The sequence below is a fragment of the Trichocoleus desertorum AS-A10 genome (assembly GCF_039962155.1).
In the GTDB taxonomy this organism is placed as follows: domain Bacteria; phylum Cyanobacteriota; class Cyanobacteriia; order FACHB-46; family FACHB-46; genus Trichocoleus.
This window is the reverse complement of sequence record NZ_JAMPKN010000003.1, coordinates 143,919-170,516: the sequence shown is the minus strand read 5'-3', so window position 1 is coordinate 170,516 and position 26,598 is coordinate 143,919. Positions and strand designations below refer to the sequence as shown.

Genomic DNA, 26,598 nt, shown 5'->3' with positions numbered 1-26,598 from the left:
CCAACCTTAATTTTTGTTAGGGTGCAACGCAACCATAAAGATCGTAAACATCAGCGTCGACAATCGTAACTGGAACTAAGGTTCCCAGTGCTGCCTCGCCTTGAACGTAGACAACACCGTCAACTTCTGGAGCAAAGCGAGCCGAACGCCCAACCAACTCGCCAGTTTCAGGATTTTCTTGCTCAATCAGAACGTTAACGGTTTTCCCGATCTCAGCTTGATTCTTCTTCAAGGAAATGGGTTGTTGAAGAGCCATCAACGCATCACGACGCTGATCCATTATAGCTTGCGGTACTTGATTTGGCAGGCTATAGGCAGGAGTGCCCTCTTCGGCTGAAAAGGTAAACACACCGACGTGATCAAATTCATGCCGCTCGACGAACTGCAACAGGTGCTCGAAATGCTCATCGGTTTCCCCCGGGAAGCCGACAATAAAGGTGGTACGCAGAACCGCATCTGGTAGAGCAGTTTTCAGCCGCTCAATAATGCTGTCGTTGACGCGACCTTGCCAAGGCCGATTCATCGCCCGCAGAATTTCTGGGTGAGAATGTTGCAACGGCAAATCTAGATAGGGCAGAACGTTAGCAGTTTCTTGAATGGCGGTAATAACTTTGGGGGTAAGCCCGGTCGGATAGGCATAGTGCATGCGAATCCAAGGCACATTGACTTTCCCTAAAGCCCGCAGCAATTCATCCAGTTTCGGCTCGCCGTAGATATCCAAACCATAGTTAGTGGTGATTTGAGAGATCAAGATAATCTCTTGCACCCCTTCAGCTGCCAATTGCTCAGCCTCGGCCACAATCGATTCAATGGTGCGCGATCGCTGATTGCCTCTCAGGTGCGGAATAATGCAGAACGCACAGCGGTAATCGCAACCCTCTGCCACTCGTAGATAAGCTACGCCCTCAGTGGTGGTGCGGTAACGAGGCGTGGTTTCATCAGCAATGTAAGTCGGCTCTGCCGTTACTTCCTTGACGCGCTCCCCTGTTTCTACCCGCTGAATCACATTGACGATTTTGTTGTAGTCACCTGTACCAACTAAAGCAACTGCTTCGGGTAACTCATCCAACAGTTCTTGCTGGAAATGCTGCGCCATACAGCCTGTAATTACCACTTTCTTGTTGGCTTCAGTCAGTTCCACAATGGTGCGGACAGATTCTTCTCGCGCCGCTTGAATAAAACTGCAAGTGTTGACGATGACGTAATCAGCTAAGTCTTCGTTGGTGTCAACTTGATAGCCTGCTTCCACGAGCAGACCGAGCATATGTTCAGTATCAATCCGATTTTTCTCGCAGCCTAAATGTGCGACGGAAATAGTTGGCTTATTGCCCATGAAGTTCAGAATTCGGTAAGTATTGAGTAAGCGTTGAGACAGGGATAGGTCAGGTCGTTAAGAGTGTTGCGATCGCCTTTCCACCCCCGCTGGTTTGCTTTCCGATGGAGGCCGTTGACTGCAATCGCTAAATAAGCACGAATGTTCATCATATCGCACAATTTGACGGTTACAACATATTAAGCTGCTTCAATAACGATTAGTGCTTAGCAACTGGTTGAGGCTCACTTCGGCCTTATCTAAGCTAATTAAAGTGATTTTGCAAAAGCGATCGCAAGTCTGAGACAGGCTTACAGTTTGTCTGTAATACAGAAGCGTGGGGCCAAAGGTAATCTAGCGAATCAATTTTTGCGGCGAATAGAAGCGCGGTAAGAAGTTATCATTTTGATTATCTGACCTTTGCCGCTGAGTCCGAGATATTTGAAGCAAGTGGACTTAAATCACATATTCAAAACCGCTAATCCCATCATTGGTGTTGTGCATTTGCTGCCTTTACCAGCCTCGCCGCGTTGGGGAGGGAGCCTCAAAGCTGTGATCGATCGCGCCGAGCAGGAAGCCACGGCTTTGGCATCCGGTGGCGTAGACGGCATTATCGTCGAAAATTTTTTTGATGCTCCCTTCGCCAAAGATCGGGTTGATCCGGCGGTGGTGAGTGCCATGAGCTTGATTGTGCAACGGCTGATGCACCTGGTGACGGTGCCCATCGGGATCAATGTCTTGCGTAACGATGCTCAGAGTGCGATGGCGATCGCGACTTGTGTGCAAGCTCACTTTATTCGCGTCAACGTGTTAACCGGGGTGATGGCAACAGATCAAGGTCTGATCGAAGGGCAAGCGCATCAACTCTTACGCTATCGTCGAGAACTGGGCAGCAATGTCAAAATCCTGGCAGATGTGTTGGTGAAGCACGCCCGACCCCTGGGATCACCTAATTTGACCACAGCGGTGCAAGAAACCATTGAGCGCGGTTTAGCGGATGGGGTGATTTTGTCTGGTTGGGCCACAGGCAGTCCTCCTAGCCTAGAAGATTTGGAACTGGCGACTGCGGCAGCAAATGGCACGCCTGTATTTATTGGTAGTGGCGCGGATTGGGAAAACATTCCGACTTTGATTCAAGCAGCGGATGGGGTGATTGTCTCTAGCTCGCTAAAACGGCATGGTCGCATTGAACAGCCTGTAGACCCAATTCGGGTGAGCCGCTTTGTGGAATCAATGCGTCGCAGTTTAGCGATGAAAGGGCAAGCCAAGGCCATGCCTTCAGTTACGGCTCATTCTTATTCAGAATAAGACTCTAATAAACATTGGAGTGGTAACTCACTAGATGGGTTGCTATAAGCTAAATTGGCAATGATCAAGTTCAGTTAATTGCATAGGGGTTTTATGAGACGCCGACGTTCTACTCCTTGGATTCATCGCTGGTCTCGGTTAATTATTGCCGCGATCGCGGCTGTGGGAGCTTTAGGAACAGGCTACCTAACCATTACCAAACTGGCGGGAGGGTCTGCTGCCTGCCCAACGAGCGGTTGCGAGCAGGTACTTTCTAGCCCTTACGCCACAGTATTTGGTTTGCCACTGACCTTATTTGGCTTTTTGGGCTACGCCAGCATGGGGATTCTGGCGATCGCGCCTTTACTGGTGAATGCTTCAGCCAATAAAGATTTGCGCTCTAAGTTAGAGAACTGGACTTGGCCGCTAATGCTAGCGATCGGCACAGCCATGACAGTGTTTAGCGGCTACTTAATGTACCTGCTGGCATTCGAGATTAAGGCGTTGTGCCTCTACTGTCTAGCATCGGCGCTATTCTCAGTTAGTTTCCTCGTCCTGACAGTCTTGGGCCGAACCTGGGAGGATGTGGGTCAAATCTTTTTCACAGGTGTGGCCGTTGGATTAGTGACCTTAGTCGGGACGCTGGGAGTTTATGCCAATATCGATGGGGCTGGGAATACCAATGCCTCTGGTTCTGGCGCTGGAGAAGCTGGTGCCCTAGTAACAACCCCTTCTAACCCTGCCCAAATCGCGCTAGCAAAGCATCTGACTCAAGTCGGGGCCAAAATGTATGGCGCTTACTGGTGTCCCCATTGCAATGACCAGAAGCAACTGTTTGGTCGTGAAGGTGCCAAACAAATCAATTACATTGAATGTGATCCAAGTGGACAAAATGCTCAACCTGAAGTCTGCAAAGCTCAGAAAATTGAAGGCTATCCTACCTGGGAAGTGAATGGACAGTTTTTCGGAGGAACCCAATCTCTACAAAAGCTAGCTGAGCTCTCAGGCTATCAAGGCCCCAAAAACTTTCAGTAAGTTTCCGATTTAGACTTTGGCCAAAATTAGTTTTTAGTGCGATCGCAACTCTAGAGAAATCTAAGGGCGATCGCATTTTTTATAAGTGGTAAATCTAATTACTTTTCATCAAGTAATGGCAAGTTGATGTGAATGATTGGTAAAAAGCTGCTCGGCCAAAAGCCATTTTCTACCCGTCTCAGCCATAATTCAGCCACGTCAATGTAATTCTACGCAAATCCCAAATTTTCTGGGTTAGAAAGCAGGAGAACTTATGAAGCTGCGTATAGGGATATTCAGGGATATGAAGTTAGATGTCGCCTTTCCAGTGGCAGTTGTGGGAGTCACTGTCAGTTTTTTAGCTAGTGCAGAAGCTCAAGCTTATACGTTTACCAGAATTGCTGATACAAGTGGTCAGTTTAGCTCCTTCAGTAGCTTTCCAGTGATTAACGATCACGGCATCGTTTCTTTTTGGGCTGGTTTAGATGTAGGGGAGACAGGTATTTTTGCTGGAGATGGGGCAACAACCACAACCATTGCTGATACAAGCGGTGTTTTCAGGAGCTTTGATACGCTTCTGTCTAGCAACAATCAAGGAACTGTAGCCTTCACTGGCTTTCTAGACTCAGGCAGTGGCGGAATTTTTGCTAGTAATGGTCAGACCGCTGCCACTATTGCTCCGTTCACTGGATTAGAATTTGGGCCACCTTCAATTAACGACTCTGGAACTGTTGCTTTCTTCACCGATTCCTTTTATGGCAAAGCGAATGTCGTTATTAGTGACGGCACAACAACAACCGTGATTTCTGAAGTGGGTGACAGCTTCTTTAAGAGCACTGATTCTCCCTCAATTAATAATGCTGGTACCGCGGCTTATGTGACTACAGAGGTAGGGCGAAAGATTACCACTACAGATGGCAGAGCGATCGCCTCGACCGGAACCTTTGGATTTGTTGGCTACCCATCGATCAACGATACAGGCACCGTTGCTTTTGTAACAGGCGCTTTTGGCACCACTCTAGGAGGAATTTTTAAGAGTGATGGTACCACTTCAACCTTGGTTGCAGACAGCAATGGTGCGTTTTCCTCCTTTAGCTTCGGCACTCCATCGATCAACAATGCAGGTACAGTCGCTTTTTTTGCCCCCTTGAAAGCAGGGGGGCTTGGGATCTTTACGGGGCCTGATCCCATAGCCGATAAAGTCATTGCAGCTGGGAATTCTTGGCAGAATATTCCTGGTGACCCACTCTTTGGGTCTACGGTAGCGAGCCTGTGGTTCTCGCGCGAAGGGTTAAACAATGCTGGGCAACTCACGTTCTATGCCCAACTAGCAGACGGTACAGAAGGAATTTACCGAGCTGACCCAGACATACCAAATACTCCGACCAAGCCTGAAACTAAACCAGGTCAAGACCCAGCTCAGTCCGTACCTGAACCAACCGCTGGGATAGGCTTACTGCTGCTAGGGGCAATTGGTTTAGGCAGCAAGCTCAAACTTCGACTGACAAAATAACTAGTTTGGCTGTACGGCTATTGAAACCACTGCTTCTGGAAACTGGCGCTTTAGCGCGGGTAGCACGGGGCAGGGTTTTTTGTCTTCTAGATTGTTAGGCTTACCCCAAGTAAAAGGTGCCTTTTGGGCCGCAGACATCCACAGCAACCGTTTGGCGCGAGTCATGGCGACATAGAGTAGCCGAAACTCTTCAGCTAGTTTCAGATGCCCTGCTCGCTCCCAGGCAGTCGCAACATCAGGGAGAGGAAACTGACCATGTAGGCTAGCGCGAATCTGGGCACGAGCAACCTCAGAAAGCGTAAAATCGCCAAGAAATTGGGATTGAGGCAGAATCCTCAGACCGCCAGGGATCGTTTGCTCATGTAGAAAGGGGAGAAATACGTAATCCCAATCCAACCCTTTGGCCTTGTGCATCGTGATAATGGTTAGTTGGCCCGATCGCGTGTAACGAGCTTCTGAGTTTTCTGTTTCCACAGGTTCAAATTTTTCTGAACTAACGATTTCGCTCAGCCGCATCAACATCGCGGTCATGGAGCTATCCCCCACTGTTTGCTGCGCGATGCGTTCGGCTAGCTTATCTGCGGTGGCCAGTTCGGCTTGGTCATAGTTCAGCGCCAAAGCTAGGAAAGAAATGAATTGATAATGCGGCAATTCCAAGCGGGCTCGTAGCAAACTCGTACAGAAACGGCGGGCTTTCTGCACCGGATCGCTTTGCGGGGGATCAAGCGGTCCAGGATATAGCAACTGCTCTGGTAGGCTGGCGATCGCATTCAAATCCTGCGAGGGGATTAACTGCCGCTCGACTAAAACCGTGAGCGCTGCTTTTAAGTTATCGGGAGAATGAGGGCGATCGATGAATTGCAGCAGCGCCAGGATCTCCCCTGGAACCCGCGAATGCCGATCGCGATCGCCGACATCATAAACTTCAATACCGTAGTCTGGCTTGAGATAACTTAGGCGCTCCGCGATAAAGCGCCCCTGTTTATTTTCGCGGACTAAGATAGCCGCTTGCGTTTGGGGGTCTTGAGCAAACAGTTCGATCACCCGCTGCCCAATCAGCTCCACGGTGTGATAGGTGTCGCGGGGAGTGTATAGCTCTAGCCCTCGCCCCGTAGGGGTGGGGTTGGCATCCGGTTGAGGATCTTCGGGATCAACCGGGCGAATGTGCTGGGGTCGGAAAGGTAAGGTAGTGCTGTTGGCAGCTAGCGAGGTCTGCGATCGCGGAGTTCCATAGGTACGATTTACCCAGGCCAAGACAAAATTAGCGGCATCAATAATGATCTGGGTGCTGCGACCCGCTTGATCCATCGTCACGAGTCGGTCTTGGGTGCTGCAATTTTCGCAGAAGTCACGAAAGAAAATGGGGTCAGCCGGGGTGAAAGTGGAGTTGATTGCTTGGTTGGGATCGCCCACCCGCACTAAGTTGGGTAGTTGCTCGGCATCGCTGGGATTAGTAGATAGAATCTCCAGTAGCTTGGTTTGGAGCGGTGTGGAGTCTTGGGCTTCGTCTTCAAACACAGCGAATGTTTGAGTTTGCCAAAGCTGACGAGCACTGTCATTGTCTAGCACTCGCAAGGCAGACAAAATCATTTCGTCGTAGTCGATAAAATCTCGCGATCGCAGCAAAGCTTGATACCGCTCATACAGCCCTGCTGCGACTTCTAAGACGGAATATTCATCAGAGGTAATCTCTTTGCTTAAGCGCTGCAAATCTTGGGGCAGCAAGCCAGAACTCTTGGCTTCATGGATGACCGTTTGCGCCAGTTCTGGCAAGACTTCTGTTCGTAGGACTGACTGCCGCCGTAGCCGTTCGGTCTCTTCTCCATCAAAATGTTGCCCTTCTAACAAGCGCTGGTATAGCGATGGATGATCCGCAATCCACTGCTCAATACAAGCCCGAATTAAACGGTGACTTTGTGTCGGAGAGATTAAAGTCAGACGCTCTAAGTTAAGTCCAGAAAGCTCAGGATGGCGAGTGGCAATGTTCAACGCTAGGCCGTGCAATGTCTGTACCAAAAAGCCACCCTGAGGCAGAGACATGGTTCGCAGCGCTTGGCGAATTTTGGCCTTGATGTTGGCGGCAGCCGAGCGAGTAAAGGTGACGACCACCAATTGACGGCTGCTATGCAACTGGTAACGGGCGATCGCGATCGCTGCTGCCCCTGCCATCCCAGTTGATTTTCCTGCACCCGGAACTGCTGAGACTGCCAGAGGGCCACCTCGCCAATCCGCCATTTGCTGCTGTCCAGGCCGCAAACCCGCTCGGATCTGCTCTAAGGCTCTGGCTCTCAACTCGCCTAGAGATTCCAGCGAAGGTTTGTTGAGTAAAGGAGCGGGCGTGAGCGAATCGAAAAGGTTGGGGTCTGAGTTGGTGGGAATTTGAGAAGTCATGACTGAATCTTGGGGCAACAGATCCTAGGGCAACAGATCCTGGAACAACAGAGTTACTGAGCGATCGCCATCGCACCACTGCATAGACATTTGGTTGAACAATTTGACCGAACAGGACTAGTTGTGACAGAGATTACAGAGAAATACCTGTAGGATCACCCGGAGGAGCCAGAGGGAATGTCATAACAAAATTGGCATTCATTTCCTGTTGTCGTCATGTCTGACTCCTTCTCCTCTCGCAGCGCTGTTGTAATTCACGCGATCGCCATTACTGCTGCGGTTGCTTTCCTTTCAGGCCATTCTCAACTCAAGCGAACAGTTCCTTCAGCACAAGCACCAACTTCATCGATCCAACTCTCAGCGCAACGATGATGAAGCCTGAGTAAAGAACGCTGAGAAAAAAGAGCTTGGTAATTTATATCACCCGTAAGTTGACCAGCGAGCTAGCGCCCAAGCTAAGCACAGCCCCAAAGAAATAGACGTAGCTCCGCTGGTAGAACGGCAACTCAGCTTCAGCCCGCTTTGCCAAGAGTCTTAGTGAAAAATTCAACAGCTACTACAAGCAATGGGAAGAGCACGCCAGCTAGACCCAGCCAACCCACAGCTTGTCCTAATAAAATCTGCAAAGGCTTGTTGGTTCTGTCTGCGCGATCAACTGTGACGTTGATGTACTGGGAGCTTGCCCCAACTAAAAACGCCCCAATGACTCCGACTGGCACACTAGTTGCGATCCAGCCATTCAAGCGATCGCCTGGTTGAATGAGTCCTAGGGCTGGAAACAGCACCAGACCCAGAACTTCTAAAATCACCCAAATTCCTAAAGCGACAAAGAAATCCCTTTGCGTAATATCCTCTAAGGTAAAAGATAAAGGCTGTCTTTCACGAGCAGGTGTGCGAGGAGCTAACCGAGTTCTTTGCTTAGGCATAGTTGTGACTGCTAATTGAGGAATGCGTCCGTGGGATAGCGCTATTTTATAGAGAAGTTGCTGTGGTCTTCACAATCGATTCGTTGATCATCGCCTGAATCCCCTCAGTTTGGCGAGCGTACTCTGCGTCACTGAGCACTGGAGTTGAGTCAACCAGTGATATTGGAGTAGCTAAATCAATCCAAGACTGACAACCTCCATACTCTAAACGATAGGGAATCATTTGAGTTTGGGGCAGGCGATAGGCCCGCAATAATAAGAGATAGAGCGGGGTGCGGGGTTTCCACTTTAAGCGATCGCTGACAAACCGCTCATTCCAAATGTGGTAGGGCAGGAGTTGAGCGACAGTTGCTGCCTCTACGACCTGAAGAATGTGGGTAATTTGAGCCCAAGCGCTGATTGGCACAGTCTCAGGGTGCCAACCGGATGTTACAGGTTGAACTTGAGCGGCATAGACAGGTTTGAGCAAATCAGGTTTTTGGTGCTCATAGGTGGGATACAGCACCACTGAGTCATGAGCCACTCTAAAAGTACCTCCTTGCTCTTTGATGCCCCCCTTCCGCAGTAGCAAAATGGTTTGCCCTTGCACCAAGGCACTGACAGCAACAGCCCACTCTTTTAGGGCGTGAGTCATTGTTGGTTCCATAGCTTCCATAGCATTGACTCCCAAATGAGTCGGTCAGGCTCTATTCACTGCAATCTGCTCACTGCAATCTGCGATCGAAGCCTCTATCCTAATCTCTCACCTCAATTTCAGCCAACTCTGAGATTTGAGTAGGAATATAGCAACTCTAAAATGATGGATCAGATTGATTCAGGTTGGTGAGTTGTAAGAGGCGCTTCACCAAGTGAATTGGTAATAACCCCGTCAGCCCCGAAATTCAGGATTAGCTAATTTTTCTATTAAAAAAGATAAGTTTGCTAGAAACTTGCACAGCTTTAAGAGTCAGTATTTATATTTAACTAAAAACTATTTCAGCTAGCTTTTAAGTTGTATTCCACAGCCACAAAAAATAACTACTGAGAGTGATCGCTACATTTCTATATATCTTTAGAGGGAATTAATAATTTATCTAAAAAGATAGATTGAGCTGCCTCAGCATTCCACTAGAATCTACGGATAGATAGCATTAAATTCTTACGATTACCTGGGTGCAGTCCACAATTATTTTTTGAATAAATATCACCATTTTTGGCATCGAGGTTTTAGTAATGGCTCCTTTAAAACCCTACACGACTTACCACACCATTCCAATTTATTTGAAGCAATCAGAGCAAAATCGCGGTTTATGGTTGCAGTGGCAACGCGGCAAAGTGCGTTATGGCATTCGAGTTACTGAATTGAATGAAGCTTTAGGCAAAGCTTGGGCCATGATCGACGCCATGCTAGAGCTAGAAGTGGTACGGCGGGCTGCGTAAGTTCCAGCAGTTTTGCGCTACGCCTAGCTCTCTTAAGTTCAAACCAAACTCGGTTCCATCAATTTCATAATTGAAGTTATAAGCCTCGGGCTGCTCCTTCTCCACGAGGATCAACGGCTCCTTCTAGCTGTCCATTGGGCGCTACCACAATCAAATTGGCATTTCCCCAAGGAGCTCGCTCCTGAATCTGATAGCCACGCTGTCGCAAGTCCTTCAGCGTGGCTGCATCCAGTCCCCAAGGTTCTACCCTAAGTTCATCGGGGAGCCATTGGTGATGGATGCGAGAGGCAGAAACGGCAGCCCCAGCATCCATGTCATAGACCAGAACGTTCAGAATGATCTGGAGGACCGTAGTAATAATCGTGCTACCGCCGGGAGAGCCTACGGCTAAGCGCAGTTTTCCGCGCTCCGTCACGATGGTTGGGGTCATGCTGGACAGGGGAATTTTGCCAGGGGCAACTGCATTGGCATCATTCCCCACTAGCCCATAGAGATTGGGAATGCCAGGGGCGATCGCAAAATCATCCATTTCGTTATTGAGCAAAATTCCTGTGCCGGGTGCCACGACTCCAGCTCCAAACGGGCCGTTGACCGTAAAGGTGAGGCTGACCGCATTGCGAACTGGGTCAACTACAGTCAGGTGAGTCGTATCATCAGACTCGGCTGTTGTCATAAACCGTTTTAGAACCGCTGGATCAACCGCCTTAACGACTTTGGAGGAGCGGGCCTGTCGAGGTGGAATTTCTTGACGCCTTGTGGCCGCATAAGCTCGACTGGTCAGAGCTTTAACAGGAACTTGGACAAACTTAGGATCGCCTAAAAAGACCGCGCGATCGGCATAGGCAATCTGCATGGCGCTGGCCAGCAAATGCAACGCATCAGGGCTGTGCCAACCCCAACTCTTGAGGTCGGCACAGCCCACAATATTCAAAATTTCTAATAAGTGAACTCCCCCAGACGAAGGGGGTGGCATAGAGCAAACTTGGTATTGCCGAAACGGGCCGCAAATCGGAGTGCGCCAAGTTGGGCGATAAAGCTGGAGATCTTTAGCTGTAATTAAGCCGCCATTTTTAGCCATATCACGGGCGATCGCCGCCGCAATCCAACCTCGATAAAAGCTTTGGGGATCTTGAGCGATCGCTTGCAAAGTCTTGGCTAAGTCGCGCTGCACTAAGCGATCGCCGACTTCATAGAAAACACCATCGCGAGTAAAAACTTGCCGTGCTGCTGAATTCCGCAAAATTACTGCTTTACGGGCTGCGGCAGACTCCACAAAGCGAGGCGTTATCTCAAAACCGCCTTGTGCCAATTGAATCGCTGGATTGACCACTTGCGCCCAAGGCAACTGGCCATAGCGGCGATGCACTTCATAAAGTCCCGCCACCGTTCCTGGCACTGCCACCGCCAGATGTCCATCCACACTGGTTTGGGGGCGGACTCGTCCTTGCGCATCTAAAAACATATTGCGAGTGGCTAATTGCGGTGCTTGCTCGCGAAAGTCTAGGGCTGTGGTTTTACCCGTTTTACCCGCATGGAATAGCAAGAAGCCACCCCCACCGATGCCCGCCGAAAAAGGTTCTACGACTGAGAGGACAAAGGCTGTAGCAACGGCTGCATCTACGGCATTACCGCCCTGCCGCAACATCGTCAGTCCCGCATCACTTGCCTGGGGATGAGCCGACACCACCATTCCCTGCTGACTGCGTTGGGGTGAGATAAAAGCGGCTAGACTAGACTGCCCCACTGCTAAGGCAACTGCACAACTGGAAACCAACGCGATCGCTAGCTGTGTGCAGTGATACAAGTAAGGATATGGCAAGCTTAAACCAGTCGGTCGATGGAGTTGATAGCGTTGAAACATAAGCGGGTCTCCTCAACAGTGATCTCAGCAATGATTCTGTTCTGCGAGCGGGACCATTGCCGAAAGTGATTTTTCGGGAATACTACAGGACAGTGTTAGTTACCACTAGACTTGGGTAGCCTGAGACTTCTGAGCCTGGGCGGGTTCAACCAAGGTTTGGGTAGGTTTGAGGTAAGGACTGGGTGTTGAAGGCTAGCAGCCTAGGAATGATTGAATGTTTGCACAAAGTTTAATCAACCATCAATCCGCTTCTGGGCCAAATCTAGCGCTGTTGGGTCGCGCTGGTGGCGATCGCTAAAATTAACAGCATTAACAGCACGAACGAGAATGGGCTGCTCAATGGGAGATTGACAATGAAGGCACCTCTGCCTAGCAACGAATCAGCACGGCTTGAAGCTCTCTCTCAGTACAACATTCTGGATACGGCTCCAGAACAAGCCTTTGATGACTTGACTCGTCTAGCAGCTCAGATCTGTGAAACTCCCATTGCCTTAGTCAGCCTGGTAGATGCAAGGCGACAATGGTTCAAATCAAAGGTGGGGTTGAATGTTCAGGAGACTCCTAGAGACGTTGCCTTTTGTGCCCATGCTCTCCACAAACCAAAAATATTCATTATTCCAGACGCACTAGCGGATGAGCGGTTTGCCAACAACCCTCTCGTTACTTCAGCACCCCATATCCGCTTTTATGCGGGCGTCCCTTTGATCACGCCAGAAGGCTATCCGTTAGGGACTCTTTGCGTGATTGACTATGTACCCCGTCAGCTCAGTGATTGGCAAATTGAAGCCTTATACGCTCTAGCTCGTCAAGTCTTAACCCAACTAGAGTTGCGGCGTAATTTAGCCAGCCTTGCCCATACCGCAGTCGAGCGCAAGCAGCCGGAAAAAAAGCGATATCACCTGCGTTTTAAGATTCGCAGTGGTTTTGCCCTCGTAGCAGGCGTTTTGTTGATGACTGGGTTTGCGGCACATCGAAGTGCCACTCAGCTTCAAATAGCCAGCAATTCGGTTGAGCAAACCCATTATTTGTTAGAGAGCTTAGGAGATACTGTCGCCCAACTCAAAGAAGCTGAAGCCAACCAGCGGAGCTACTTGATCACAGGTAAAACCTATTATTTAGCCCCTTACAAAGAGGCTTTGCAGGGTATTAAGCAAGACCTAAATCAGCTCCGCAGCTTGACTCATCATGACCTCAGCCAACAGCGAAACTTTAAAGCCTTAGAGACGTTAATTTCCCGAAGGCTGATGGAGCTACAGCAAACCATTGATTTGCGTAGCCAGTACGGACTGGAGTCCGCCGTACAGCGTGTACTGGCAGATGAAAATAAAGACAACCTTGATGATATTCAAGAGCTTACTGTAGCAATGCAGCAACAAGCCAAGCAATTGCTGCGACAACAATCACAAGCAACTGCAACCAGCACTCAACAAACGCTGGTGATGTTCTCGGTGGGGCTATTGCTGTATCTTGTGATTCTTTCAATCGTTTACTACTTGGTAGATCGAGAAGTCCGAGAGCGTCAGCAAATAGAAGAAGCTCTATGGCAAGAGCGCAATTTTGTGTCCACTATCCTAGACACCTCTGCTGCTTTAGTGATTGTGCTGGATACTCAAGGACGAATTGTGCGCTTCAATCGCACCTGTGAGCAAATCACAGGTTATTCATTTGCTGAAGTGCGAGGTCAACCTTTTTGGGATCTTTTTACCGTCCCTGAAGAGACCACAATGGTTCAGGCTGTATTTGCCGAGTTACGAGCAGGGCAATTTCCTAACCACCATGAAAATTATTGGCTGACTAAAGAGGGCGATCGCCGTTTAATTGCTTGGTCTAATACAGTGCTCCTAGACTGTGCTGAAGTGGTGGAGTATGTCGTTGCGACTGGAATTGATGTCACAGAACGGCGCTCTACCGAGAAAGAGCTAGATCAATCTTTTTCCCTGCTACAGGCAACCTTAGAGTCAACCGCTGACGGCATCTTAGCAGTGGATACCACTGGAAAGATGGTGATTTGGAACCGCAGATTTGTCGAGCTATGGCAAGTTTCTGATGAAATTATGGCATCGCGGCAGGATCAGCAGTTTGTTGACTTTGCTCTAGGGCAACTGCAAGAACCAGAAGAGTTTCTCGCTCAAGTTCAGAAGTCCTATACAAGGCCTGAGGCGGTGAGCTGTGCTATTTTCCAGTTGAAGGATGACAGAAGTTTTGAGCGTTATTCCAAGCCGCAGAAGATTGGTGACAAGATTGTGGGAACTGTCATTAGCTATCGAGACATTACTCAGCGGCAACAAGCGAAGGCAGCACTCCATCAGCAGTTTCATCGAGCTGTATTGCTAAAACAGATTACGCAGGAGATTCGGCGGAGCTTAAATACTCAACAAATTTTTCGGACGGCGGTGTGGCAGATTGGTCAAGCATTTAGTGTCAATCGCTGCTTGATTCGGACTTATGTCACCAGTCCCTCGCCCCAAATTCCAGTCGTGGCTGAGTATTTAGAGCCTGGTTATGATTCGGTGTCTCCAATCAATGTTCCAGTTGCTAGCAATCCGTTTATCATTTCTGTGTTAGCGCAGGACCAAGCGATCGCGGCTGATAACATCAGCATCGATTCATCCTTTCAGAATCCGATCGCGGCCTGGGAGCAAATGGGCTTGAAGTCGCTACTGGCTGTGCGGACTTCCTATCAAGGCGAACCCAATGGCGTCATCTCTCTGCATCAGTGTGATGCCTATCGCCATTGGACTCTAGAAGAAATTAGTTTGCTAGAAGCAGTAGCTGACCAAGTAGGCATTGCTCTAGCCCAAGCCCGCCTCCTAGAACAAGAAACTGATCAAAGAGAACGCTTAACTGAGCAATATCTAGCCTTAGAAAAAGCTAAGCAGACAGCCGAAGCCGCCAACCGAGCTAAAAGTGAATTTCTGGCCACGATGAGCCACGAAATTCGGACACCGATGAATGCGGTGATTGGGATGACAGGGTTGTTATTGGATACCCCTCTCACCATTCAGCAGCAAGACTTTGCTGAAACTATTCGTACCAGCGGCGAATCGTTACTTGCCATCATTAACGATATTCTCGACTTCTCTAAAATTGAATCGGGCAGGCTGGATCTAGAAGAGCAACCCTTTGACTTACGCACCTGTATTGAAGGCGTTCTAGATTTACTGGCCCCCAGAGCGGCTGAGAAGAATTTAGAGCTGGCTTATCTCATTGAGCCAAATACGCCTGTGGCGCTCGTGGGTGATGTCACTCGGCTACGGCAGATTTTGGTGAATTTGATTGGCAATGCCGTCAAGTTTACGGAAACTGGCGAAGTGACCGTAGAAGTTAAGGCACGTCAACTACTGCGTAGCTACAATGCTGAGTCTTCTGACAATACAGAATATGCCGTGAGATTCGCCATTCGCGATACGGGAGTAGGGATTCCCAGCAATCGCCTCGACCGCTTGTTTCAACCGTTTACCCAGATTGACTCTTCCACCAGCCGTCAATATGGCGGTACAGGTTTGGGGCTGGTGATTAGCCAGCGTCTGAGCGAAATGATGGGAGGCAGGATCTGGGTAGATAGTGAGGTGGGCGCTGGCTCTACTTTCTACTTCTCCGTGATTGCCCAAGTTGCGGAGGACTTATCAACCAGTTTCAATATGCGGTTGCCCAGCTTAGCCAAGAAACGGCTGCTAATCGTGGATGACAATGCTACCAGTCGGCAGAATTTAATGCTACAAGCTCAGTCTTGGGGCATGCGGGCACGAGCAGCCAGCTCCGCCACAGAGGCGTTGACTTGGTTACGTCAAGGAGAACAGTTTGATGTTGCTGTGATTGATCAGCAAATGCCCACCACAGATGGTTTAACGCTCGCTACTGCCATCCGCCAGCAACAAGATTGCTCACAGTTATTACTGATTTTATTGACGACCCTCCGACAATCTGGGATTGAAAGGCAAAGCGCAAACTTTGCGGCAGTTCTGAGCAAGCCTGTGAAACAATCCCACTTTTATGATGCCTTGAATGAAATTTTTGCCGGAGTGCCTACCCCAGCACGCTCAACGCGCTCTAGTTTCTCTCGCTTTGATGCCCAAATTGCCGAACGTCATCCTCTCAAAATTTTGCTGGCCGAAGACAATGTGGTGAACCAAAAAGTCGCTTTGCATTTGTTGCAACAGTTGGGCTACCGAGCAGATATTGCGGCTAATGGCTTAGAGGTGCTTTCGGCCTTGCGACGACAGGTTTACGACCTGGTCCTGATGGATGTGCAAATGCCAGAAATGGACGGCCTCACTGCCACTCGCCGTATTTGTCAGGAGTGGTCCCCAGACACCCGCCCCTACATCATTGCCATGACTGCCAACGCTATGCAGGGCGATCGCGAGCTTTGCAAAGCCTCTGGTATGAATGACTATGTGAGCAAGCCGATTCGACTAGATACGCTTGTGAAAGCCTTAAATAGTTGTCCCTCCAAAAGCCAAACCTTACGGAGTGGAGAAACGCGATCGCCAGAAGATGTGCTGAATCGACAGGCGTTACAAGCCTTACAAGAGTTGGTAGGCGAGAATGCCATTGAATTTTTAGTCGAAGTGATCGACACCTACTTGGAAGATGGCGCTAAAGTGCTCCAGAGCATGTGGATGGCGATCGTTCAGGAAGATCTGGATTTATTGCAGCAGGCCGCCCATAGTCTGAAAATCAGCAGCGTGACTTTAGGAGCTAAAACCCTGGCAGCCCTATGTGAAGAGCTAGGCGCGATCGCTTATCCTAACGAAATCGAATTAGCCAGAGAACTGATGCAACACATTGAAGCGGAGTATGAGCGCGTCAAGGCAGCGTTGAAGTCTGAGCGGCAACAGTATCAAGTCTAAGTTTGTGATGATGCTTTTGATGTCGCTTCTGCTGTCTCGGTTGCAGGTGTAGGTGAGCTAAACCAGGTTTGGGTGATCCAGGTGGTGAGGATGTGAGACAGCAAACCTAGAGGACCCGCAAATAAACAAAGGGCGATCGAGTGAATGGTCCAAATGCCAGTGCGCTGACCTTCCCAATAAATCCAGCGACCGACAAACAAATCCATGACCAAGAAATGCACCCAACCTGTAGCGGCAGCAGATTCGACCGCAAAAAACCGAGCAATATCGGCTAGCTGAGGGTTAGACAAAGCTTCAGCTGATTCCGGCGTAATCGTGCTGACAAACAGATAGAGGTAGAGAGCGGCTAAGGCCACAAACGGAAGCAGCGAACTCGTGACGCGCCGAGTCACACTCCAGTTGGGCAGCAGAATCATCAACGCCCAAAAAGGCAGCACAAACAGATTGGCACCATCAAATAGTTGGGCAAGGGTCATGACGCAATTTCTCCAAGTAATTTACACAATGGCTCCCCTTACGGGTTCGCTTCTGGGTCTGGGGACAAGACACCCGTAAAGACTATTGTGGCTTGCCGCGACTGAGAAGGCGATCGCGCCAGTTTTTCGCGCCAATTTCTCGCACCCATGTGTTCAGTCAATCAATTTGGGTAAATCAGACGGATGTGGGACCAGACACTCCGAATAAAGTGGGGAATTATGTTTAGTACCCCCCAGCGTTTTGAAACTTAAGAGCACCATGACAGTGAAACTCAGTCTGCTAGCGGCGATGCGTCAGATGGTTCTGTTTGCCTTGACTCCTACGGCGATCGCCCTGAGTGTAGGGTTGCCGAGTTGGGCGAAACCTGCGATGTTGCAAGCGAGGTATGCAGATTCGCAAATTAATGTGCGTTCAGCCCCATCCACGGTCGCATCTCTGGTTTCTACAGGGTGGGTCGGCGATCGCGTTGAGGTGTTGCGAGAAGCGCGGGGGCGAGATGGTGCAAATTGGAGTTATGTTCGCTTTGAGCGAGGTCGCTTAGCAGGCTGGGTGCGGAGTGACTTGGTACAGATGCAGCGATCGCCGTTGCCAGTTCGGTCAGTTCCGTTAGTTTCGTCTTCTGTGGCCTCGCCTGCGATCGCCGTTCGTCCTCAACCCAGCTCAGCAAACCCCACAAAGGTAACAACGCTGCGCCCCAAGAGCCTAGGGCTACCTAGCTACACCCCAGAGCAAATCAGCTATTTCTTAGAAGTGGCAATGGGTGGCGAGTTTGGTGCCTCAGATTCTAGGGTGCGGAAATGGCAGGGTCCGGTAAAGATAAAAATTCATGGGTCGCCCACCGCAGAAGATCTACGCACGTTACAGGCAGTTATCCAAGATATTGAGGGGGTCACAGAGGGGCTGCAACTGCAAATGGATCAAGACAACCCCAACATGGAAATCTACTTTGTACCGGAGTCCGATTTCCGGCGGTATGAACCGAACTACCAAGCGCTTAATTACGGCTTTTTCTGGACGTATTGGGACCAGCAGAATACCATTTATAATGCCAAAATTTTGATTTCGACCGTCGGGGTGAGCCAGAAGGAGCGATCGCACCTGATCCGCGAAGAACTGACCCAATCGCTCGGCTTGATGCAAGATTCTAGCCGCTACCCCGACAGCATCTTTTTCCAAGGTTGGACTGACCCCACCGAATACAGTGAAATTGATAAGACGCTGCTTCGGATGTTGTATCGCCCAGAAATCCAACCTGGGATGACGCGATCGCAGGTTACTCAGGTGCTCAGCCAATGGCAAACGGCAAATCAGTCCTCGGCTGCAACCCAACAACTAGGCGATCGCGCTCCCTTAGATTTCTCCCTACCCGTAGCCCCATATGTTGGGCGCTGAAGATCGGAAGTTATTAGATTGAAGTTAATAAATCCAAGAGCCAGAAACCCAGCCCCCATTAGCCAATTCATACCACCCGTTGGAGGTGCGCCCAGTGATGCTAGCTTGTGAGCCATTGGACAAACTGCCAACTACGCCGTAGCCAGCACCGGGGCCAGAGCGAATGTTGAGAGCGCTGCCATTGGTCGAAATCGTGACCGCACCACTCGGAGCGCCACCGCCACCACCGCCACCGCCGCCGCCAGCGCTGAGGTAGTCTGCCGCTACCCAGCCACCGCCCGCAAGCTGTGCCCATGTGTAACCGTCCCCGGAGGCCCGATTGCTGGTAACACTCACTTGCCCGCCGTACCCCAAACTGCCGATTACCGCACTTCCTCGACTAGGGCTGGAGCGAATCAGTAACCCACTTCCGGCAGTAACGGTGTAAGTGCCAGGAGCACCGCCGCCACCGCCACCACCACCACCAGTGATGCTACCGTTATTAATGCCTAGAGCCGCCGCTGTTGCCGCACCGACAATGCCATCAGCGCTCAGTCCTTGTTTTTGCTGAAAGCGAATGACAGCCGACTCAGTCGCAGGACCAAAAACACCATCCACGCCACCCGTGTTGTAGCCACGATTGACCAAGGCGGACTGTATAGTGCCGACGAGACTGCCACTAGAGCCACGTTTTATAACTGCCGCCATTGCATCTGAAGTGGTACTGAGAATTGCCAAGCCGATCGCGATCGCGGCAAAGCTCATCCATCCAGAATTGAGGAGTTTGAAGTTAAGCGGCCGGAAAGAAAATTGTGGCTCTGAATCAGGGTCAGCGTAGGCGACGGCGGTATGAACAAAAGCTAAAGTTTCCATGCTAGATGCATTCTCCAATAGGGCTGTTGAATGAATACGTACGGTGGCTGATGATTCCTCGATCACCACTATCTAAGCAAGGTGCTAATTATACTGAGTAATCGTAAGGAATTAAGATCCCGTATAATCACAGTCTCTCTTTAGGTTCTCAGATAATCCACCGAATATCGCCACTTAAAAGGGTAATTTAAGCTTTAGGAAATCTGGATTTAAAGGCAGGCGGGTACCAGCGTCACTAGAACCTGCAAGAAAAACTAGCAATAGAGTTGACAACAAAGCCCGACTGGATGATTCCGGATCTGTACTAACCCCGATCTTTGCAACTGAGCAGCTTGGTGGAGAGTAGATCTACTGAGACGGAGACATGACAAAGTATTGCCTGGTAGTTAGCTAGTAATTAGCCAAAACCGTAAATACCACCAAAAATCTTACCAAGCGGCACTACTGCCATTCCTATACTGAGCAGTCTCCGATCCAGTGCTGCTTCGAGTTAGTTGGGTAATACCAATTCTCTAAATTCTCTTTACAGATATTCGTAGGGGCGAATGGCCGTTCGCCCCTACAGCCAATCATTTGTAGCCCGATTTTTAGAAATTGGTATAAGTCTAAACTGTGGCTAATCGTGCAAAACTGTTGCAAAACCGCTGCGAGTCTTGCAAACGCTTGAAAAACAGTAGTGTCAGCTTAACTTTCAGTTCACGGGAGGAGCATTGGGCCAACGGAGATCTGTGAGTGAATCATATGGCTGAGATGCACAACCCGTGAGCAAGTAATCGTTGGGGAAAAGCTAGTAGTCTAGCTCTTCTAACTTGGTAGAGGGCGTTTGAAGGTCAGCGTGTTGAAGGTACTGGTGTACATATACTTGCCGTAATCATCTCGCGAGATGATCTCTTGGTTGACCACATGGCTCACCAGTTCCCATCCTTGCCGACCGAGTCGATTCAGAAACTCAATCACGCTAGAAACGTTATTCTGCTGTTCCCCATTGAGCTGTAGCCTTAGGGTCGAGGTAGAACCAACCCGGTTGACAAAATAGAAAACTTCGCAATACTCCCACTTCTGCATGCACACCTCACCTAACAACCACTTATCCTTAGCCCAAAAATGATGGCTATTCGTAGATGATGTTGTCAAGCATAATCACATCCCTCAAGTTGGCACCTAGCAAATCTGCTCCTGCCAAGTTAGCCCGGGTTAAGTTGGCACCTACTAGTTCAGCGCTGCGTAGAATCGCCCCTTTTAGATTGGCATCACTCAGATTCGCTTTCTGCAAAGTCGCTCCAGTTAAATTAGCTCCGACTAAATCCGTTTCTCGCAAAACTGCGGCTCGCAAATTGATGCCTTGCAGATTAGCCGCACTGAGAATGGCTCCTGTCAAATCACTTTCTGAAAAATCTGCTTGACTTAGATCCGCCCCGATCAGAATAGCCCCCACAGGCTTTGCTCGCCGGAGATTTGCTCGGTTTAGGTCAGCTCCGGTTAAGTTAGTACGGCTCAAGTTAGCACTGCTCAAATTGCTTCCTGTTAATTTAGCTAAGGCTAAATTGGTGCCAGCTAAGTTAGCGCGGCTGAGGTTAGCTCCAGTTAAATCAACCTCAATTAAATGGGCGTTTGATAAGTCAACATCGCTCCAATCTACGCCTCTGAAGTCACGTTCCCCATCGGCATATTGCTGATAAATCTGATTCACATCCATGCTAAATCCTTGATCACTCCCTGTAATTCACTACATCACAGTACTTACCAGAGTTATGACTGTGGAGATGGTTGGTCTAACAACTTCCTTCTCCACAGTCGAGCAAAATTAATCTGGTAAGCTACTAAAATTTTCCAGTGTGTAGGAATACAAAACCTCCTGGAAATGGCTTGCTTCTATAGCTATTAGTGCTGAAGTGGCCTTTGAGTGAGTATAGTAAGCAGATCAAAAGCTCCCGGTAGTCTGACTGAGCCGTTTTAGTCTGTGATGAAAATCACGTATTCTTGGTATTTAAGTCGCTTTTCTAGTACCTAAGAATTACACAATGAGTCAAGAGATGCTGAGTGCTGGAAAGCCTTAGGGATGGAGTTAACAGCAATAAAAATGAGTGCGAATGAAGTCACTTAGGGGGAGTAATTAAGTTCTATGGAGCTTTTAGAATATTTGGTAGAGCTAGAAGACCGTGTCCAGATGCTTCTGCCGTTAGTAAGCGATCGCCTGGATCATTATTGGAGCTTAGAGCAAGTCAATGAGCTACTCACAAGCAATCGCCTTACGAACTTAGACGAGCCTCAACCCGAAGAAGTTTAAGTGGCAAACTCAAAAACTCAGTATCCATAATAACCGCACTGACCAAGCACACTGACCAAGCCAGATCGTTAGTTAGATCATCGTTAGCCAGTGCGATCGCAGGTCTTGAAATCTGACAGTTCACTACCAGAGAGACAGCCACTAAACAGGTTTAGCGGACTTGGTTGAGCTGAGCCAAGACATTACGGTAACCATCGGCTTGACCCAATTTGAGATAGAGATTTGCAGCTGTTTCCATATCTGCCAATGCCTGTTGACGATTGCCTTGGCTCAATTGCAGTAAGCCTCGTTGGAAATAGGCATCCGCATTGCCTGGATTAATTTGAATGGCTTGGCTATAGTCTTCAATCGCTCCATCTGGGTCTCCAGCAGCTTTACGGTTCATGCCCCGCTCGGTATAGGCAGTATCGTCGCTGGCGTTCATGCTCAGCGCTTGGGTGTAGTCTTCCAGCGCTCCTTGAGCATCTCCTGCATTCGAGCGAGCCTTAGCCCGAGTCGCGTAGGCCACCGCATAGTTGGGGTTGATCTCCAGGGCTTGAGAGTAATCGCTGGTTGCTCCCTGCTGATCACCTAAAGCTGCACGAGCATCCCCTCGACCCTTATACGCTTCTGCGTAGTTGGGCTGTAGTTGAATAGCTTGATTGAAATCAGCGATCGCCACCTGAGGTTGTCCCATCGCTACCAGCGCAAAACCCCGATTTCCGTAGGCTTCCGCGTAGCTAGAGCGTACTCGAATAGCCGCTGTGAAATCGTCAACCGCCCCCGTTTGGTCACCATTTGCGGCGCGGACGAATCCCCGATTGAAATAAGCTTCCGCATAATTAGGCTGGAGCTGCACAGCACGATCGAGATCGTCTAGAGCGGCATTGCGATCGCCTAGAGCGGCCCGAATGACTGCTCGGTTCAAATAAGCTTCTGCGTAGTTAGAGTTGTGCTTCACTGCCTGGTCAAAATCTGCCAGAGCGGCTTGGCTCTCTCCTAGAGAAGAATGTACAAAACCTCGGTTGAGATAAGCAGCAGCATAGTCAGACTTGAGCGTAACCGCTTGATTAAAGTCTTCTAAGGCCGCTTGAGAGTTGCCACCTTGGTAATAAAGATTGCCCCGATTCACATAGGCCGTCGGATCATTCGGATTCAGCTCGATCGCTTGGTTGAAGTCAGCGAGTGCCCCTTCTTTATCGCCCAGCGTAGACCGAATGTAGCCACGATTCACATAAGCCGACCCATAATTCGGATTCAGCTCGATCGCCTGATCAAATTCTTTCAGAGCCGCATCGTAATTTTCTTGTTTGGCTTGCTGGGCTCCGCTGCGATAGAAATCTTGAGCCTTAGGCTGCTTGGTTTTTTCCGATTGGGCCAGTCCCACTGGGCTTAATCCACCCAAAAGAACAAGGGCTCCCAAAATTGTGATTGCTCTGTGCATGATTTTCATGGCTCCACCTCACGGTTCTATGCAGGGACGCGACTCACGAGAGGCGAATTCTAGGTAGCATGGCTCCCGAATTTCCCCTAGTTCAGTTTGCCCGTTTTCGTCAAAATTCATAAAGTTTTCCTGAAAGTTACTGATTTCAGCTCAGCTCGTCAAGGTTTGTGTAGCTAAATGGCTTTTTCTGGAACTTCATCCAAGATTTTTGAACTCAGATGATGACTCTGCCTACTAAATGGGCACTAAGTAGATAGGTATCCAGTAGCACAACCAAACGATTACGAGTCTAAGGACTAGCTCAGGTAAATCTAGGAGAAAACCGAGTGGGCATTTTTGACAAGATTAAAGGCGAATTTGTCGATATCGTTGAGTGGCTCGATCAAAGCAACGATACGATCGCCTATCGGTTTCAGCGCCACAACAACGAAATTAAGATGGGGGCTAAGCTGACGGTACGCCCTGGGCAGAAGGCTGTATTCGTCAACGAAGGGCAAATTGCAGATACGTTTAGTCCTGGGCTTTACGAATTAACGACACAAAATTTACCTGTTCTCAGCACCCTACGCGGCTGGAAGTATGGGTTTAACTCTCCCTTCAAAGCAGAAGTTTACTTTTTCAACACCAAGATTTTTACCAATTTGAAGTGGGGCACACCCAACGCCATTACGATTCGCGATCCAGAATTAGGTCCAGTTCGTCTGCGGGCCTTTGGCAGCTACAACATCCGAGTGGCAGACCCGGCTCAACTGATTCGCCAGCTCGTAAGTACGGACGGCCTGTTTCAGGTAGATGAAGTCAGCGATCAAATCCGCAACATGATCATCACGGCCTTTGCCACCTGGTTTGGCCGAGGCAACATTGCCTTGTTTGATTTTGCTTCTCGCTACGGGGAGATGGGCGAAACCATCCGGGCTGGGATGCAGCCAGAGGTGCAGCAATTTGGGCTGGAACTCACTCAGTTACTAATTGAGAACGTCTCGCTACCCCCTGAAGTCGAGACTGCCCTAGATAAGCGAGCGTCGATGGGCATTTTGGGCAACATGCAGCAATATGCTCAGTTCCAAGCAGCTAACGCGGTTGAGGCCTCGGCTAACAATCCGGGGGGCGGCAATCAAGCACTGGATTTTGGCGTGGGTTTGGCGATGGGGCAGCAGCTCATCTCTAATCTTCAAGGTGGGCAAGCGGCACCGCCTGCACCTGTGGCACCTCCCGCTGCGCTTACAACACCCCCTCCACCACCTGTCCAAATTCAGTGGTTTGTTTCGCGGGGTGGTCAGAATCTGGGGCCATTTACGCCAGAGCAACTACCTCAAAATGGCTTAACGACTCAAACTCACGTATGGCGATCGGGGATGGAAAGTTGGAAGTTGGCTGCAGAAGTGCCTGAGCTAGCCACAGTTCTAGCCTCAATTCCACCTGCGCCTCCGGTGAGCTAAACGAACCCCCATGACCGCTACTCAACCCCTGATTAAACAATTTCCTTGCCCTGGTTGTGGGGCAAGTTTGCAGTTCAACCCTCAAGCAGGTCAACTGAAATGTCCTTACTGCGGTCGAGAGGAACTTATTCCTCAGAGTGCAGAGCAAGTGGTGGAGCGATCGTATGAGGAATATCTCAATACAGGTCGGACGAAAATGGCAGCGCTCTCAACGACGGCGCTGGAAGTGGCTTGTCCGGGCTGTCGGGCGCAAATTGAGTTTGAGCCACCCGATGTGGCTGGGCTATGTCCCTTCTGCGCCACCAGTATTGTGGCTCAGCCCAAGTCAGCAGATCCCCTTATTACCCCAGAGGCCGTGTTGCCGTTTAGTGTGGGGCAAAAAGCCGCTCGTGAAAAAATTCACCACTGGTTAGGCAAGCTTTGGTTTGCACCCAATGGTCTGAAAAAAATGGCACAACATGAAGGTTTGCAAGGCATGTACCTGCCTTTCTGGACCTACGATTCTTTCACGGTCAGCCATTACCAAGGGGAGCGGGGGACTTATTACTATGTGACAGAAACCTATCAAGAAACTGATTCTGAGGGCAAAACGGTCACTAAGACTCGCCAAGTGCGGCATACTCGCTGGAATTCTGTATCTGGTCGAGTCGATCGCTTCTTTGATGATGTGTTGGTAGCAGCTTCACAGTCTGCAAATATTGAGCGCCTAGAAGAGTTGGAGCCTTGGGATTTGTCTCGGTTGGCTCCTTATAATCCTTCGTTTTTGGCAGGGTTTAAGGCTCAACGGTATCAAGTCACTTTGCAAGAAGGATTTGAAACCGCTAAAGGCAAGATGGCTCCAGTGATTCACTCGGATGTATGCTGCAATATTGGGGGAGATGAGCAGCGAGTGCATTCTGTTTCCACGGCCTATAGTGCCATTACCTTTAAGCACATTCTTTTACCTGTGTGGCTTTCGGCTTACCGCTTCAACAATAAGCAGTATCAGGTGATGGTGAATGCCCAAACGGGAGAAGTGTTGGGCGATCGCCCTTACAGCATCTTCAAAATCACAATGGCGGTGCTTTCTGGAATTGCAATTGTTGCTGGTACCTGGTTTGGTATTGATGCTTATCAACAGCGGCAACTTCCGCAGCCTGAACCTGTCACCGCACCTTCGCTTTCCGATCCAGCAACATCTCCTGAGCTGCCAGCGACAACGCCGACTGCATCCCCGAAAACGGCTCTAACTCAATCTACTAAGCCAGTAGATGCCAATGATCCATTTCGGCAAGCGATCAATCGAGCCACAAAAGCCTCAACTTTGGGGCAGTCAGCCGAAACTCAGGAAGATTGGTCTGCTGTGGCGAGTCAGTGGAACCAAGCGATCCTGCTTCTAGAAGAAGTTTCACCTGATAGCGCCAACTACGAAACGGCACAAACTAAGTTGCAGGAGTACCAGCGCAACTTTGACTACGCCAAGCGAAAACAGGCTGAGGCTGCGCCTTAACTTAACGCTAGTAGTTGCCGCTAAGCCGTAGGCGACGGGTATAGCTTTTCCATAGGGGCACTTGGTATCCTGCGAGATTCAGGGTGGGGATTTGGAGAATCTCGGCACTGGGCGATGAGTCCGCGCTTAGAGGTCGGCGGATCACGGTGGATTCTGACAAAAAGGCTCGTCCATAGGTGTTGGCAACATCTTCAGCTTCACGGCAGCTAATCTGCAATTGACCAATGGGGATGCTATTGGCTGAATAAGACCATTGAAAAACTTGAATCGGCTGGTTAAAAGGAAAAGTGAACCGACGTTGACATAAAGCATCAGTGACTTCATACATCTTGGCGATGTGGAGGTCATAAAGACTCAGTTCGCTATCGAAGGAGGCTCGGTCATTGCCACGATCGGGCACTGAGAGACTGGCAAAGGCGGTGCCAGTGCCATCTACACCGCTAATGATGATGCTATTGATGGGGACTTCTTCCCTAGCGATCGCGGGAGCAATGCTAGCTATAACGATGGCTAGCATTGCCAATGTGCCAGTGAATGCAATTGCTAATTTGGGGAGCATAGTCGTTCTCCTAAAACAGGAGCAGTAATCTGAGAAGCTGATAGATCTCGACTTCTATTGCGGCTTCTAGTTCTATCTTGACTGCAAAGGCTGCCTGCAACCAG

22 protein-coding genes are annotated in these 26,598 nt (G+C 49.6%); 10 read left to right on the top strand and 12 right to left on the bottom strand.

Translation table 11 applies throughout. From position 1 onward, the window contains the following. Positions 1–16 precede the first annotated feature (16 nt). On the bottom strand, positions 17–1,333 hold the full coding sequence (rimO, locus tag NDA01_RS07610; RefSeq protein ID WP_348227461.1) for a 30S ribosomal protein S12 methylthiotransferase RimO: 1,317 nt from the start codon (positions 1,331–1,333) through the stop codon (positions 17–19). A gap of 5 nt (positions 1,334–1,338) precedes the next feature. Continuing rightward, positions 1,339–1,485 (bottom strand): hypothetical protein, encoded by a 147-nt coding sequence (locus tag NDA01_RS07605; RefSeq protein WP_190551454.1) that lies wholly within the window; start codon positions 1,483–1,485, stop codon positions 1,339–1,341. Between the two features lie 277 nt (positions 1,486–1,762). On the opposite strand from NDA01_RS07605, the gene btpA reads away from it, so the two are divergent. The 3 genes from btpA (at position 1,763) to NDA01_RS07590 (ending at position 5,126) form a co-directional block, all read left to right on the top strand. Continuing rightward, the gene (btpA, locus tag NDA01_RS07600) at positions 1,763–2,620 is read left to right on the top strand and encodes a photosystem I biogenesis protein BtpA (RefSeq protein ID WP_348227599.1); all 858 of its coding nucleotides are present in this window, start codon (positions 1,763–1,765) and stop codon (positions 2,618–2,620) included. 93 nt (positions 2,621–2,713) lie between these two features. Then, positions 2,714–3,634 carry a vitamin K epoxide reductase family protein gene (locus tag NDA01_RS07595; protein WP_348227460.1) on the top strand — a complete coding sequence of 307 codons (921 nt, stop codon included), beginning with the start codon at positions 2,714–2,716 and terminating at the stop codon, positions 3,632–3,634. A gap of 253 nt (positions 3,635–3,887) precedes the next feature. Continuing rightward, a complete protein-coding gene (locus NDA01_RS07590) occupies positions 3,888–5,126 on the top strand; it encodes a choice-of-anchor tandem repeat NxxGxxAF-containing protein (protein ID WP_348227459.1) in 1,239 nt (412 codons plus the stop codon). Here the strand turns inward: NDA01_RS07590 and NDA01_RS07585 are convergent, their stop codons facing one another. After that, entirely contained in the window at positions 5,127–7,517 is a 2,391-nt protein-coding gene (locus NDA01_RS07585) for an ATP-dependent helicase (protein WP_348227458.1), read from the bottom strand. It lies immediately after the preceding gene. Positions 7,518–7,733: 216 nt separating this feature from the next. Here NDA01_RS07585 and NDA01_RS07580 point away from each other — a divergent pair, with 216 nt between their 5' ends. Continuing rightward, a complete protein-coding gene (locus NDA01_RS07580) occupies positions 7,734–7,889 on the top strand; it encodes a hypothetical protein (protein ID WP_190436834.1) in 156 nt (51 codons plus the stop codon). Between the two features lie 140 nt (positions 7,890–8,029). Here NDA01_RS07580 and NDA01_RS07575 read toward each other — a convergent pair whose 3' ends face one another. Both NDA01_RS07575 and NDA01_RS07570 read right to left on the bottom strand, forming a co-directional pair. Next, positions 8,030–8,443 (bottom strand): hypothetical protein, encoded by a 414-nt coding sequence (locus NDA01_RS07575; RefSeq protein ID WP_190436831.1) that lies wholly within the window; start codon positions 8,441–8,443, stop codon positions 8,030–8,032. A gap of 46 nt (positions 8,444–8,489) precedes the next feature. Further along, entirely contained in the window at positions 8,490–9,098 is a 609-nt protein-coding gene (locus NDA01_RS07570) for a DUF1802 family protein (protein ID WP_431193342.1), read from the bottom strand. A 557-nt stretch (positions 9,099–9,655) separates the two neighbouring features. Here NDA01_RS07570 and NDA01_RS07565 point away from each other — a divergent pair. Further along, entirely contained in the window at positions 9,656–9,862 is a 207-nt protein-coding gene (locus NDA01_RS07565) for a hypothetical protein (protein WP_190436828.1), read from the top strand. Positions 9,863–9,938: 76 nt separating this feature from the next. Here NDA01_RS07565 and ggt read toward each other — a convergent pair whose 3' ends face one another. Then, on the bottom strand, positions 9,939–11,723 hold the full coding sequence (gene ggt / locus NDA01_RS07560) for a gamma-glutamyltransferase (RefSeq protein WP_348227457.1): 1,785 nt from the start codon (positions 11,721–11,723) through the stop codon (positions 9,939–9,941). 353 nt (positions 11,724–12,076) lie between these two features. On the opposite strand from ggt, the gene NDA01_RS07555 reads away from it, so the two are divergent. Continuing rightward, complete coding sequence (locus NDA01_RS07555; RefSeq protein ID WP_348227456.1) at positions 12,077–16,576, top strand: response regulator; 4,500 nt, start codon at positions 12,077–12,079, stop codon at positions 16,574–16,576. Here NDA01_RS07555 and NDA01_RS07550 read toward each other — a convergent pair. Further along, positions 16,573–17,052, bottom strand: coding sequence for an ABA4-like family protein (locus NDA01_RS07550; protein WP_348227455.1), 480 nt, complete (start codon positions 17,050–17,052; stop codon positions 16,573–16,575). The genes NDA01_RS07555 and NDA01_RS07550 overlap by 4 nt on opposite strands. 259 nt (positions 17,053–17,311) lie before the next feature. On the opposite strand from NDA01_RS07550, the gene NDA01_RS07545 reads away from it, so the two are divergent. Continuing rightward, the gene (locus tag NDA01_RS07545) at positions 17,312–18,445 is read left to right on the top strand and encodes a DUF2927 domain-containing protein (RefSeq protein WP_348227454.1); all 1,134 of its coding nucleotides are present in this window, start codon (positions 17,312–17,314) and stop codon (positions 18,443–18,445) included. Between the two features lie 24 nt (positions 18,446–18,469). Here NDA01_RS07545 and NDA01_RS07540 read toward each other — a convergent pair whose 3' ends face one another. The 3 genes from NDA01_RS07540 to NDA01_RS07530 all read right to left on the bottom strand — a co-directional run bounded on the left by NDA01_RS07540 (position 18,470) and on the right by NDA01_RS07530 (position 20,993). After that, positions 18,470–19,297 carry a peptidoglycan-binding protein gene (locus NDA01_RS07540; protein ID WP_348227453.1) on the bottom strand — a complete coding sequence of 276 codons (828 nt, stop codon included), beginning with the start codon at positions 19,295–19,297 and terminating at the stop codon, positions 18,470–18,472. Between the two features lie 804 nt (positions 19,298–20,101). Next, positions 20,102–20,362 carry a DUF4177 domain-containing protein gene (locus NDA01_RS07535; RefSeq protein WP_190436816.1) on the bottom strand — a complete coding sequence of 87 codons (261 nt, stop codon included), beginning with the start codon at positions 20,360–20,362 and terminating at the stop codon, positions 20,102–20,104. 46 nt (positions 20,363–20,408) lie between these two features. Next, positions 20,409–20,993 (bottom strand): pentapeptide repeat-containing protein, encoded by a 585-nt coding sequence (locus NDA01_RS07530; protein WP_190563640.1) that lies wholly within the window; start codon positions 20,991–20,993, stop codon positions 20,409–20,411. A 426-nt stretch (positions 20,994–21,419) separates the two neighbouring features. Here NDA01_RS07530 and NDA01_RS07525 point away from each other — a divergent pair, with 426 nt between their 5' ends. Further along, entirely contained in the window at positions 21,420–21,584 is a 165-nt protein-coding gene (locus tag NDA01_RS07525) for a hypothetical protein (RefSeq protein WP_348227452.1), read from the top strand. 151 nt (positions 21,585–21,735) lie between these two features. Here NDA01_RS07525 and NDA01_RS07520 read toward each other — a convergent pair whose 3' ends face one another. Continuing rightward, on the bottom strand, positions 21,736–23,007 hold the full coding sequence (locus tag NDA01_RS07520; protein ID WP_190551473.1) for a tetratricopeptide repeat protein: 1,272 nt from the start codon (positions 23,005–23,007) through the stop codon (positions 21,736–21,738). 326 nt (positions 23,008–23,333) lie between these two features. Here NDA01_RS07520 and NDA01_RS07515 point away from each other — a divergent pair, with 326 nt between their 5' ends. Then, positions 23,334–24,446 (top strand): SPFH domain-containing protein, encoded by a 1,113-nt coding sequence (locus NDA01_RS07515; RefSeq protein WP_190436808.1) that lies wholly within the window; start codon positions 23,334–23,336, stop codon positions 24,444–24,446. Between the two features lie 10 nt (positions 24,447–24,456). Then, positions 24,457–25,935, top strand: a complete 1,479-nt coding sequence (locus NDA01_RS07510) for a TFIIB-type zinc ribbon-containing protein (RefSeq protein WP_348227451.1) — start codon at positions 24,457–24,459, stop codon at positions 25,933–25,935. A 7-nt stretch (positions 25,936–25,942) separates the two neighbouring features. Here the strand turns inward: NDA01_RS07510 and NDA01_RS07505 are convergent, their stop codons facing one another. Then, positions 25,943–26,494 (bottom strand): hypothetical protein, encoded by a 552-nt coding sequence (locus NDA01_RS07505; protein WP_348227450.1) that lies wholly within the window; start codon positions 26,492–26,494, stop codon positions 25,943–25,945. Between the last annotated feature and the right edge of the window lie 104 nt (positions 26,495–26,598).